Below are 11,787 nucleotides of genomic sequence, written 5' to 3'. Positions count from 1 at the left end.
CCTTGAAATAGTTAAACTATAAAAAACATAACCCATAGAAGCGAGCCAGGCTTATAGCCTGACCACAATAAAAATCCCCGCGATTTAAAGCGGGGAAAATATCGAATTTTACAGAAGAGACTGACCGTACGTATTGCGGAAAGCAAAACAGGAGCGCCCATGAAAACGAAATTAAATGAACTGCTCGAGTTCCCTTGTTCATTCACTTACAAAGTGATGGGCTTGGCTGAGCCTGAGTTAGTCAATCAGGTCGTTGAAGTAGTTCAGCGCCATGCGCCGGGCGATTACTCCCCACAAGTGAAGCCAAGCAGCAAAGGCAGCTACCACTCAGTATCCATTACTATTAATGCAACTCATATTGAACAGGTAGAAACTCTGTATGAAGAGTTAGGCAACCTTGAACTGGTACGGGTAGTGTTGTAATACAAGCCAGAAAAATCCCCTGTAATTTCACGGGGGATCCTTTATCTATCAGAAACACCATAGTTTCAAGTGGACTAAACTGGTGAGAATCTCTTCTGAGGGTTATACTGACCAAATCTTATAGCTATCAAATGATGTTTCAATTGCAACATAAAACGATCTTCTTACGCCAATTAGGAATACAACCCTACGAGCCGATTTCTGATGCAATGCACTTGTTTACTGAGCAGCGAGATACTGATACACCCGATGAAATCTGGCTGGTACAGCATCCAAAAATATTTACTCAAGGGCAGGCAGGTAAATCTGAGCATCTGCTATCTCTCGGTGATATCCCGGTTATTCAATCCGATCGCGGTGGGCAAGTTACTTATCATGGTCCCGGCCAGCAGGTTATGTATATCATGATTGACATCAAACGCGCCAAAATTGGTGTACGGCAACTGGTTACAGCAATAGAGGATACCGTGGTTAAAACACTTGCTCACTTTGGTGTACAAGCTTATGCCCGCCCGGATGCTCCAGGTGTTTATGTCGAGGAAGCTAAAATCTGCTCTCTAGGATTACGAATACGTAAAGGCTGCTCTTTCCACGGACTGGCACTTAATATCGCAATGGATTTAGAACCATTTCTGCGTATTAATCCCTGTGGCTATGCCGGTATGAGAATGATTCAACTGAGTGATTTAGTCCCTGGAATTACTGTTGAGCAAGTACACCCCATTTTGGTAGAAAAATTTTGCCAGCAGTTAGGATTTAAACCGAATAGTTAAAGATGCTATAATTTTTTAACATTTTTCAAAAATTTTTTAATGGATTTATCATACAGTAGGCTGAATGATAAATCTCAACCTGATGAATTTAACACTGGAACCAGCACGATTATGAGTAAACCAATTCAGATGGAACGCGGAGTTAAGTACCGTGACGCAGACAAAATGGCGCTGATCCCTGTCAAAACAGTGATGACCGAACGTACAGAAATCTTGCGTAAACCTGAGTGGATGAAAATCAAACTTCCTGCGGATTCCAGCCGCATTCAGGGTATCAAATCGGCCATGCGCAAGAATGGTCTGCATTCCGTCTGTGAAGAAGCTTCCTGCCCTAACCTGGCTGAATGTTTTAACCACGGTACAGCAACTTTTATGATCCTTGGCGCAATCTGTACCCGCCGTTGCCCTTTCTGTGATGTAGCCCACGGCCGCCCAATGGCGCCCGATACCAATGAACCGGTAAAACTGGCTCAAACCATCAAAGATATGGCACTGCGCTATGTCGTCATCACCTCCGTTGACCGTGATGACCTGCGCGACGGCGGTGCTCAACACTTTGCTGACTGCATCTCTGCTATTCGTGAAAAAAACCCATCCATTAAAATTGAAACCTTGGTTCCTGATTTCCGTGGACGTATGGATCGTGCACTTGAAATATTAACAGCAACACCTCCCGACGTTTTTAACCATAACCTGGAAAATGTGCCACGGGTTTACCGTCAGGTACGCCCCGGCGCAAACTATGAATGGTCACTGAAATTGCTCGAAAAATTCAAAGAAGCCCATCCCGATATTCCTACCAAATCTGGCCTGATGGTGGGTCTTGGTGAAACCAACGAAGAAATTCTTGATGTTATGCGTGATCTGCGCCGCCATGGTGTCACCATGTTAACTCTAGGCCAATATCTACAACCTAGCCGTCATCATTTACCAGTACAGCGCTACGTCAGCCCACAGGACTTTGATGAAATGAAAGAAGAAGCTCTGGCTATGGGATTCAGTCATGCTGCCTGCGGACCATTTGTTCGTTCTTCTTATCACGCTGATTTACAAGCCAGAGGCGAAGAAGTCAAATAATCATAAGATTTACTATGATTAATATTATTTTGGCTGTATTTATTGGTGGTGGCTTAGGCAGTGTATTACGCTGGTTTATCAGCCTCCACCTTAATAGTATTTCTACTAACATCGCGGTTGGCACCCTTACCGTTAATTGTATTGGTGCATTGATCATCGGGCTGGGGTTAGCCTATTTTAATAAATCCCCCCAGCTTGATCCGATCTGGAAACTCATGCTAACCACCGGTTTTTGCGGTGGCTTAACAACCTTTTCCACGTTTTCTGTTGAGGTCGCTTATTTGTTGCTGGATGGAAAACTGGGATGGGCATTAGGAACAGTTCTACTTAATCTTTTCAGCTCACTACTGATGACAATTTTAGCTTTCGCACTAATGAACGAGCTTTAAAATTACACACACATCATAAAAATCAAAAAAAACCCGTCATATCAACGGGTTTTTCAAAATACGGAGTTAAAATCAGATAGCGACAACGTTTACAGCAGATGGACCTTTAGCGCCGTCAGTGATTTCAAACTCTACCTTTTGACCTTCTGCCAGAGTTTTAAATCCGTTGCTCTGAATAGCAGAGAAATGCACAAATACGTCTTTGCTACCATCTTCTGGAGTGATAAACCCGAATCCTTTAGATTCATTAAACCACTTAACGTTACCTTTAATTTTTGACATCAAACTTACCTTTAACGTGAAAATAAGACACAAAACCTGTGTCGTATACAGTACAGCAAATAAGTTGGTTGATTGTCTACAACCAAGATCACGAAAAGCGTAATAAAATACAATAGATCTTATCTTTTATTTAGTTTTGCTGCCAAATAATGCACATATGTAAATATTCTATCACCCTCCCTGGTCTTTTATCAGGCAATTTATCAAACAAGCAAACTGTTATGCTTTTTCATGTTCCAGTAACCAGCTTTTAATATTCAGACCGCCGGTATACCCCACCAATTTACCATCATGCCCAATAACACGGTGACAAGGCACAATTAATGAGATCGGATTACGAGAATTAGCCATTCCTACCGCACGACAATAATTGACTGAACCTAATGCCAATGATAGCTGCTTATAACTCCACACTTCGCCAAACGGGATCTTACATAACTGCGACCAGACACGCTGTTGGAATTCAGTTCCTACCGGATTGAGTGGAACAGAAAACGCAGTACGTTTACCCGTAAAATACCCCCGTAACTCTTTCACGCACTGTTTAGTGATATCATTTTTCACTTCAGGCGCTGTTTTTTCATCAACAAAATACAGACTGGTTACTCCCTTATCATCCGCAGTAATATGAACATACGGTTTCGGGAATCCTTTAGGTGTATCAAAATACTGATGATACATAGCCACCTCCTCCATTGAAAAAATATCAATTATTATAGGGATTAGAGTAAATCGTCTTTTCAATAAATTGCAATGATGAATTCAGTTGCCCCCTTACCACCGACTAGAAAACTGAAATTTTCCTAAAAGGAAAAAAGTCTCCCAACAAATAGAGAATAAACAATACCGTAATTCTGATGATAGTCACTCAATATAAAATTAACACTATATATAGTACGGTTGAAATAAAATTTCACTACATATAGTATAAGTCAAGTTATAGCCTTTTGGAAAAATGTTACCTGTGAACCAAATTTCGTCATTACACACTCACAAACTGAAAAAGGAGTCATTAATGAACATTACTATTTATAGCAAACCTGACTGCGTACAATGCGACGCAACCTATCAGGCTCTAAACCAAAGGAATATTCCTTATCAGATTATTGATTTAACCGAAGACCAACAGGCTTTAGCGATTATCCGCACTATGGGTTACCAGCAAGTTCCCGTGGTCATCGCAGGCACACAACATTGGTCAGGGTTCCGCCCTGATAAAATCAACGCGTTATCTGAGAATTTGTAGGTTTACTATGAATATGAATCCGCTGGTCTACTTTTCCAGTTCATCCGGAAATAGCTACAGATTTGTCCAGAAACTAAAGATGCCAGCTCTCCGTATTCCAATAAACCAATCAGGTAATCTGCTCAATGTAACTTCACCTTACATTTTACTGACACCAAGTTATGGTGGTGGCAGTGCTAAAGGCGCGGTTCCACAACAAGTGATCCAGTTTCTAAATGTTGCCGGAAACCGGGCGCTGATTCGGGGAGTTATCGCCGCCGGGAATACAAACTTTGGCGAAGCTTACGGTATCGCTGGACGGATAATTTCAGAAAAATGTCAGATACCACTCCTATACCGTTTTGAACTATTGGGTACTGAAGAAGATGTGCATCAAGTACGCCATGGTATCCAAAGATTCTGGCAACATCACTCACCAGAGAATATATAATCATGACTTTCCAAATTAACGAGCGGCAGGATTATCATGCTCTCAATGCTATGCTCAATCTGTACGATAGTGAAGGAAATATTCAGTTTGATAAAGACAAACTGGCCATTCATCGCTATTTCCACCAACATGTAAATCAAAACACAGTCTTTTTTCATGATCTGAAAGAAAAACTCGATTTCCTTCAGCAAAAGGGACATTACGAAACTGGAGTACTAAAACAGTACGATTTTACTTTTGTTAAAAAGCTTTTTCAGCAAGCCTATAGTAAAAAATTCCGCTTTCAAACTTTTTTTGGCGCATTCAAATATTACACCAGCTATACACTGAAAACCTTCGATAATAAACGCTACCTAGAACGCTATGAAGATCGGGTATGCATGGTAGCACTGACCTTAGCTCAAGGTGATCAAGTACTGGCGGACCGTCTGGTCGATGAAATTATCAGTGGCCGTTTTCAACCAGCAACGCCAACTTTCCTTAATTGTGGTAAGAAGCAGCGTGGAGAACTGGTTTCCTGCTTCCTGCTGCGAATTGAGGACAATATGGAATCCATCGGGCGTTCAATCAATTCAGCATTACAGCTTTCAAAACGTGGTGGCGGTGTCGCCTGCTTACTAAGTAATCTACGGGAAACCGGCGCACCAATAAAAATGATTGAAAATCAGTCATCGGGTGTCGTTCCAGTGATGAAAATGCTGGAAGATGCATTTTCATATGCCAATCAACTGGGTGCACGCCAAGGTGCAGGCGCCGTTTATCTCAATGCTCATCACCCTGATATTCTTCGTTTTCTGGATACAAAACGGGAAAATGCCGACGAAAAGATCCGTATAAAAACACTCTCCATTGGGGTCGTCATTCCTGATATCACTTTTAAATTGGCTAAACACAATGAAGAAATGTATCTATTCTCACCTTATGATATTCAGCGGGTTTATGGCGTACCAATGTCTGAAATTAGCATTACAGAAAAATATGCTGAAATGGTAAATAACAAACAAATTCGCAAATCAAAAATCAATGCCCGTGAATTTTTCCTGACGTTAGCTGAAATCCAATTCGAATCTGGTTATCCCTATATTATGTATGAAGATACCGTGAATCATGCTAATCCAATTAAAGGTCGGATCAATATGAGTAATTTATGTTCCGAAATTTTACAGGTTAACAGTGCCAGCGAATATAACGATGATTTAAATTACTGCCATATTGGAAAAGATATTAGTTGTAATCTGGGATCGATGAATATCGCTCATACAATGGATTCACCTGATTTTACCCTTTCGATTGAAACAGCTGTTCGCGCCTTAACTGCCGTATCAGATATGAGCCATATTGGTTCAGTTCCTTCTATCGAGAAAGGAAATCAAGATTCTCATGCGATTGGTTTGGGTCAAATGAATCTTCACGGCTATTTGGCAAGGGAAAGCATTCACTATGGTTCTGAAGAGGGAATTGATTTCACAAACATCTATTTCTATATCATCTCTTATCATGCTTTGCGTACTTCAAATCAGATCGCAATTGAACGAAATAGCTACTTTAAAAGTTTTAAAGATTCCCATTATGCCAGTGGTGAATTCTTCAATAAATATACGGAAAGATCATGGCAACCTCAGACAAAAAAAGTCCGTCAACTATTTGAACAAGCAGGAATAACTATTCCTAGTCAACAAGATTGGCTTGAATTAAAAGCCTCAGTTATGGCTCATGGTATTTATAATCAGAATCTTCAGGCTGTTCCTCCCACAGGTTCTATTTCATATATCAACAATTCAACCTCAAGTATTCACCCGATTGTATCCCGTATTGAGATCCGTAAAGATGGCAAAACAGGACGAGTATATTACCCTGCTCCATTTATGACCAATGATAATCTTGAATATTATAAAGATGCTTATGAAATAGGGCCGGAAAAGATTATTGATACTTATGCCGCAGCGACTCAACATGTCGATCAGGGATTGTCACTAACACTCTTCTTTAAAGATGGTGCTACTACACGCGACATTAACAAAGCCCAAATTTATGCCTGGCGTAAAGGGATCAAAACACTTTATTACATTCGTCTGAGACAAGCTGCTTTAGAAGGTACAGAAATACAAGGCTGTGTTTCATGCTCACTGTAAAATTAATGCTGGAAATTTATTATGATTAGTAACCCTATATGTGCAATTAACTGGAATCGAATTGAAGACAACAAAGATCTGGAAGTCTGGAACCGGCTGACAACTAACTTTTGGTTACCGGAAAAAATTCCGTTATCTAATGATATTCCCTCATGGAATACACTGACGGCAGAAGAGAAAAAACTGACCATCCAGGTATTTACCGGGTTGACCCTATTGGACACTATCCAAAACACAGTCGGCGCTCCGGCATTGATGGAAGATGCACTGACACCTCACGAAGAAGCGGTTATGTCCAATATTAGTTTTATGGAAGCTGTTCACGCACGTTCTTATAGTTCCATCTTTTCAACATTATGTCTGACTACTGATGTGGATGACGCCTATCGCTGGAGTGAAAAGAGTTTTTCACTCCAAAATAAAGCTAAAATTATTCTAAATTATTATTGTGATAACCATCCATTAAAGAAAAAGGTCGCCAGTGTTTTTCTGGAATCATTTTTATTTTATTCAGGCTTCTATTTACCGATGTATTGGTCAAGTCGAGGAAAATTAACAAATACAGCCGATTTAATCCGACTTATTATCCGGGATGAAGCTATTCATGGTTATTATATTGGATATAAGTTCCAAAAATCATTGGATAAATACGCTAAACCAGAGAAAAAAGAGATTAAAGATTTTGCCTTTTCGCTGTTATTAGATTTATACGAAAATGAAGTGAAATATACAGAAGAGCTTTATGGTATTGTTGGCTGGACTGAAGATGTTAAAAAATTCTTACATTATAATGCCAATAAAGCATTAATGAATCTTGGGTATGAAGCCTTATTTCCGCCAGAAACGACAAATGTCAGCCCGGCAATACTCTCCGCATTATCACCTGGTGCAAATGAAAACCATGATTTCTTTTCTGGTTCAGGTTCATCGTATGTTATTGGTAAAGTAATTAATACAGAGGATGAAGATTGGGATTTCTGAAGAAAATGACTTTATTTTATATAGAATATTTTTAACGTCAGATAACCATAATACGATAATATTTAAAAACAATATCATTAAGCCTGTCTTTCAAACGATAAAATGCCATAAAATCCTTATATTTTTTATGGTGTTTTTTACAGTTGCAACGATTTCTGTGAACATTCGTTGCCAGAAAAAACCATTCCCCTCATATCAAACGATATAAACATTAATAAATCTAATTAATTGTAAATTAAATTTCATTCTAATCAGATATAATCAACATTATAAATCAATAACCAATTCCATCTAAAATACAATTGCCGAACTATTACTTATAATTCACAAAAATACATCAATAACAATAACATAGAAAAAACCACCCTTTCAGAAATAGAATAAATTCATAGAAAATAATTTGCTAATAATAATGAAATAATGCCAAATATATTGACTCCAATTAATTTAATATCACTATTTTTTACATTAATTAACATTAACATAGGGTTGTCATGCCCTCTCAGTATGTTAGGGTATATATCTTCAAAGAATCATGCAGAGATGAATAATGCATAAAACCATTAAATAACCATTGAAAGGAAAGTAACTATTTCATGGCAATTAAACTCGAAGTTAAAAACCTCTACAAAATATTTGGCAACCCTCCAGAATATGCATTCAAATTACTGAATTCTGGCTTGAATAAAGATCAGATATTTGAAAAGACAGGTCTGACTGTTGGTATACAAAATGCCAATCTGGCCATTGAAGAAGGCGAAATATTTGTCATCATGGGATTATCAGGCTCCGGAAAATCCACAATGGTACGCCTTCTCAATCGTCTGATAAAACCGACTCGTGGTCAGGTATTAATTGATGGTGAAGATATTTCTGAGATTTCAGAAACCGCGTTAAGAGACGTTCGCCGTAACAAAATCAGTATGGTTTTCCAATCATTCGCACTAATGCCACATTTAAACGTCATAGAAAATACAGCTTTTGGTATGGAACTTGCCGGCATCCCCAAACAAGAACGCCACAAAAAAGCGTTGGATGCACTGAAACAGGTAAATCTGGAAAACTATGCGCAATCCTACCCTGATGAACTTTCAGGCGGAATGCGCCAGCGTATCGGGCTTGCCAGAGCACTGGCCAATAACCCGGATATTTTGCTGATGGATGAAGCATTTTCCGCCCTTGATCCATTAATTCGTACAGAAATGCAGGACGAGTTACTCAGTCTGCAAGGTAATCAGCCACGAACCATCGTCTTTATCTCTCATGATTTGGATGAGGCAATGCGTATCGGCGATCGAATTGCCATTATGCAAGGTGGTGTTGTTGTACAAGTCGGGACACCTGATGAAATCCTGAATAATCCGGCAAACGACTATGTGAAAACCTTTTTCCGGGGCGTAGATATCAGCCATGTATTCAGTGCCAAAGATGTCGCTCGCCGCCGCCCAGATTCTCTTCTTCATGTTGCGCCAGGTTTTGGCCCTCTTTCCGCATTGAAAGTCCTGGATGACGAGAACAGGAATTATGGTTATCTGATCGAACGCGGGCAAAAGTTCGCGGGTGTGGTTTCCGTAAATTCATTGGAAAAAGCATTATGGGAAAAAAAACCGATCGAGCACGCCATACTAACAGAGCCAACCGCCGTTACCGCAGATATGCCTCTCAATGAATTGATTTCTGTTGTAGCACAATCACCTTGTGCAATTCCGGTTGTTGGGGATAACGACAAATACATCGGCGTTATTTCCAAAGGGATGCTGTTGCAGGCTTTAGATAAGGAGACACCAAATGGGTAATCAAAACGAACATCAAACTCAACCTACACAAGATACGAGGGATCCCCATCCCTCCTCGGCTGATAGCATAGATCCCTGGAGTAGCGAAGCCAATGTTGACAATTCAGCCGGTTCTGACTGGCTGGATGCACCAGCAGCAACCGTACAACCTGAACATTTCAATATCATGGATCCATTCCAACACCCCCTTATTCCCTTAGACTCATGGGTAACCCATGCTATTGATTGGGTTGTACTGAATTTTCGCCCGGCATTTCAGGGGATGCGTGTCCCAATTGATTTTGTTCTCAGCAATTTTGAACAATTTCTAACCTCAATGCCGGCACCTGTTGCAATCCTGTTTTTTGCCCTGATTGCCTGGCAGCTATCAGGTATTGGTATGGGTATTGCGTCACTTGTTTCGCTGATAATTATTGGTGCAATCGGAGCATGGTCTGAAGCTATGGTCACTCTGGCATTGGCCCTGACATCTCTGCTGTTCTGCATCATCATTGGCTTACCACTTGGTATCTGGCTGGCACGCAGTGGAAGAGCCGCCAAAATCATCCGACCTCTGCTTGATGCTATGCAAACCACGCCGGCGTTTGTCTATCTGGTGCCAATTGTCATGCTATTTGGTATCGGCAACGTACCTGGAGTTATCGTCACCATTATCTTCGCCTTACCCCCAATTGTCCGTCTGACAATTTTGGGTATCAAACAAGTTCCGTCAGATCTGATAGAAGCAGCCGAATCTTTTGGTGCCAGTCCTCGCCAAATGCTGTTTAAAGTTCAGTTACCACTGGCTATGCCGACAATTATGGCCGGTATAAACCAAACTCTGATGCTGGCGCTGTCAATGGTTGTTATCGCCTCAATGATTGCCGTCGGTGGTTTAGGTCAAATGGTTCTGCGGGGTATTGGTCGTCTTGATATGGGGCTTGCCGCAGTAGGAGGAGTCGGGATCGTTATTCTTGCGATTCTCCTTGACCGTCTGACACAGTCTCTTGGTCGCGACAGCCGCACCAAAGGCGTAACCCACTGGTATACCTCCGGGCCAATTGGGTTAGTTACCCATTTATTCAGCAAAAAAGCATAGCTTTGCAAAGGCATATATCAAACTGCAAGTTTTTAAAAAATATGATGACGACTACAGGAGGAAAAACAATGCGCAAAATAGTTATCTGGGCTATAACCCTGTCATCACTGATAAGCTTTCAATCATTCTCTGTCGAGTTACCAGGTAAAGGTATCAGTGTACAACCAATACAAAGCACCATTACCGAAGAAACATTTCAAACTCTTATCGTCAATAAAGCACTGGAAAAACTTGGCTATGATGTCAAATCAATCAAAGAAGTAGACTACAATGTCGCCTATTCCTCTATCGCTTCCGGTGATGCGACTTTTATGGCGGTAAGTTGGGAACCACTACACAACAACCAATATCAGGCTGCCGGGGGAGATACCAAATTTTATCGTGTTGGTAATTACGTAGAAAATGCCGCTCAAGGTTATTTGATCGACAAAAAAACAGCGGAAAAATACCACATCACCAACATTGCGCAGCTGAAAGATCCGAAAATAGCCAAATTATTTGATATCAACGGTAATGGCAAAGCTGATCTTACCGGCTGTAACCCTGGATGGGGCTGTGAAGCCGCGATTAACCATCATCTTAAAGCTTATGGCTTGAACAATAGTATTGAACATAATCAAGGAAATTATGCCGCCATGATGGCGGATACCATTACCCGCTATAAAGAAGGTCAACCCATCTTATATTACACATGGACACCTTACTGGATCAGTGATGTGCTAAAACCGGGCAGAGATGTTGTCTGGCTGCAAGTTCCTTTCTCGGCTATGCCTGACGGTGAAAAAACAGACACAAGACTACCAAATGGCGCTAATTACGGTTTCCCACCAAGTATTATGCATATTGCCGCCAATAGAAAATGGGCAGAAGATAACCCAGCAGCAGCTAAGTTGTTTTCTATTATGAAAATACCGCTTGCTGATATTAACGCCCAAAACCTGCGGATGCATAATGGTGAAGCATCACAAACAGATATCGAGCGCCACGCAAACAATTGGCTCAAAACTCACCAAAAATTATTTGATAACTGGATTGAAACTGCCGCAAAAGCCGCCAAAAATAATTAACATTCTAGATACCACAGTGAATTGGCCTATACCAATTCACTATTTTTTATGTCAATTTTCCCTTACACCAAATTGGACAATTCAATCAATGTTTGCAGATTTCTTTCTACTAT

At 40.6% G+C, this 11,787-nt stretch carries 13 protein-coding genes; 11 read left to right on the top strand and 2 right to left on the bottom strand.

The window, feature by feature from the left end; translation table 11 throughout:
- Positions 1 to 159 precede the first annotated feature (159 nt).
- The 4 genes from ybeD to crcB all read left to right on the top strand — a co-directional run bounded on the left by ybeD (position 160) and on the right by crcB (position 2,662).
- Positions 160 to 423 (top strand): DUF493 family protein YbeD, encoded by a 264-nt coding sequence (gene ybeD, locus ABR397_RS05715; protein ID WP_350304866.1) that lies wholly within the window; start codon positions 160 to 162, stop codon positions 421 to 423.
- A gap of 131 nt (positions 424 to 554) precedes the next feature.
- A complete protein-coding gene (gene lipB / locus ABR397_RS05710) occupies positions 555 to 1,196 on the top strand; it encodes a lipoyl(octanoyl) transferase LipB (protein WP_350304865.1) in 642 nt (213 codons plus the stop codon).
- A gap of 111 nt (positions 1,197 to 1,307) precedes the next feature.
- Positions 1,308 to 2,273 (top strand): lipoyl synthase, encoded by a 966-nt coding sequence (lipA, locus tag ABR397_RS05705; protein ID WP_350304864.1) that lies wholly within the window; start codon positions 1,308 to 1,310, stop codon positions 2,271 to 2,273.
- A gap of 14 nt (positions 2,274 to 2,287) precedes the next feature.
- Entirely contained in the window at positions 2,288 to 2,662 is a 375-nt protein-coding gene (gene crcB / locus ABR397_RS05700; protein ID WP_350304863.1) for a fluoride efflux transporter CrcB, read from the top strand.
- A 72-nt stretch (positions 2,663 to 2,734) separates the two neighbouring features.
- Here crcB and cspE read toward each other — a convergent pair whose 3' ends face one another.
- Together cspE and ABR397_RS05690 are read right to left on the bottom strand one after the other, a co-directional pair.
- The gene (gene cspE / locus ABR397_RS05695) at positions 2,735 to 2,944 is read right to left on the bottom strand and encodes a transcription antiterminator/RNA stability regulator CspE (protein ID WP_021323071.1); all 210 of its coding nucleotides are present in this window, start codon (positions 2,942 to 2,944) and stop codon (positions 2,735 to 2,737) included.
- 219 nt (positions 2,945 to 3,163) lie between these two features.
- Positions 3,164 to 3,625, bottom strand: a complete 462-nt coding sequence (locus tag ABR397_RS05690) for a methylated-DNA--[protein]-cysteine S-methyltransferase (RefSeq protein WP_350304862.1) — start codon at positions 3,623 to 3,625, stop codon at positions 3,164 to 3,166.
- Between the two features lie 334 nt (positions 3,626 to 3,959).
- Here ABR397_RS05690 and nrdH point away from each other — a divergent pair, with 334 nt between their 5' ends.
- From nrdH to proX, 7 genes are all read left to right on the top strand, one after another.
- Positions 3,960 to 4,190, top strand: coding sequence for a glutaredoxin-like protein NrdH (gene nrdH, locus ABR397_RS05685; protein ID WP_350304861.1), 231 nt, complete (start codon positions 3,960 to 3,962; stop codon positions 4,188 to 4,190).
- Positions 4,191 to 4,203: 13 nt separating this feature from the next.
- Positions 4,204 to 4,620: a class Ib ribonucleoside-diphosphate reductase assembly flavoprotein NrdI gene (gene nrdI, locus ABR397_RS05680; RefSeq protein WP_350304926.1), complete on the top strand. Its 417-nt coding sequence runs from the start codon at positions 4,204 to 4,206 to the stop codon at positions 4,618 to 4,620.
- Between the two features lie 2 nt (positions 4,621 to 4,622).
- Positions 4,623 to 6,752 (top strand): class 1b ribonucleoside-diphosphate reductase subunit alpha, encoded by a 2,130-nt coding sequence (gene nrdE / locus ABR397_RS05675; protein WP_350304860.1) that lies wholly within the window; start codon positions 4,623 to 4,625, stop codon positions 6,750 to 6,752.
- A gap of 21 nt (positions 6,753 to 6,773) precedes the next feature.
- Positions 6,774 to 7,733, top strand: coding sequence for a class 1b ribonucleoside-diphosphate reductase subunit beta (gene nrdF, locus ABR397_RS05670; RefSeq protein ID WP_350304859.1), 960 nt, complete (start codon positions 6,774 to 6,776; stop codon positions 7,731 to 7,733).
- 596 nt (positions 7,734 to 8,329) lie between these two features.
- Positions 8,330 to 9,529 carry a glycine betaine/L-proline ABC transporter ATP-binding protein ProV gene (gene proV, locus ABR397_RS05665; protein ID WP_350304858.1) on the top strand — a complete coding sequence of 400 codons (1,200 nt, stop codon included), beginning with the start codon at positions 8,330 to 8,332 and terminating at the stop codon, positions 9,527 to 9,529.
- Positions 9,522 to 10,607, top strand: coding sequence for a glycine betaine/L-proline ABC transporter permease ProW (proW, locus tag ABR397_RS05660; RefSeq protein WP_350304857.1), 1,086 nt, complete (start codon positions 9,522 to 9,524; stop codon positions 10,605 to 10,607). The genes proV and proW overlap by 8 nt, the downstream gene beginning before the upstream one ends.
- Before the next feature lie 68 nt (positions 10,608 to 10,675).
- Positions 10,676 to 11,674, top strand: coding sequence for a glycine betaine/L-proline ABC transporter substrate-binding protein ProX (gene proX, locus ABR397_RS05655; RefSeq protein ID WP_350304856.1), 999 nt, complete (start codon positions 10,676 to 10,678; stop codon positions 11,672 to 11,674).
- Positions 11,675 to 11,787 lie beyond the last annotated feature (113 nt).

Origin of the sequence: Photorhabdus viridis, assembly GCF_040256935.1 — a bacterium.
Lineage (GTDB): Bacteria > Pseudomonadota > Gammaproteobacteria > Enterobacterales > Enterobacteriaceae > Photorhabdus > Photorhabdus viridis.
Note: the sequence above shows the minus strand (reverse complement) of the source record. Positions and strands in the feature narration are given on the sequence as shown.

Coding starts and splice junctions, on each gene's coding strand:
- crcB (WP_350304863.1), top strand. CDS start 2,288: ATGATTAATATTATTTTGGCTGTATTTATTGGTGGTGGCTTAGGCAGT.
- nrdE (WP_350304860.1), top strand. CDS start 4,623: ATGACTTTCCAAATTAACGAGCGGCAGGATTATCATGCTCTCAATGCT.
- nrdF (WP_350304859.1), top strand. CDS start 6,774: ATGATTAGTAACCCTATATGTGCAATTAACTGGAATCGAATTGAAGAC.
- lipA (WP_350304864.1), top strand. CDS start 1,308: ATGAGTAAACCAATTCAGATGGAACGCGGAGTTAAGTACCGTGACGCA.
- proX (WP_350304856.1), top strand. CDS start 10,676: ATGCGCAAAATAGTTATCTGGGCTATAACCCTGTCATCACTGATAAGC.
- ABR397_RS05690 (WP_350304862.1), bottom strand. CDS start 3,625: ATGTATCATCAGTATTTTGATACACCTAAAGGATTCCCGAAACCGTAT.
- proW (WP_350304857.1), top strand. CDS start 9,522: ATGGGTAATCAAAACGAACATCAAACTCAACCTACACAAGATACGAGG.
- nrdH (WP_350304861.1), top strand. CDS start 3,960: ATGAACATTACTATTTATAGCAAACCTGACTGCGTACAATGCGACGCA.
- lipB (WP_350304865.1), top strand. CDS start 555: ATGATGTTTCAATTGCAACATAAAACGATCTTCTTACGCCAATTAGGA.
- cspE (WP_021323071.1), bottom strand. CDS start 2,944: ATGTCAAAAATTAAAGGTAACGTTAAGTGGTTTAATGAATCTAAAGGA.
- proV (WP_350304858.1), top strand. CDS start 8,330: ATGGCAATTAAACTCGAAGTTAAAAACCTCTACAAAATATTTGGCAAC.
- nrdI (WP_350304926.1), top strand. CDS start 4,204: ATGAATCCGCTGGTCTACTTTTCCAGTTCATCCGGAAATAGCTACAGA.
- ybeD (WP_350304866.1), top strand. CDS start 160: ATGAAAACGAAATTAAATGAACTGCTCGAGTTCCCTTGTTCATTCACT.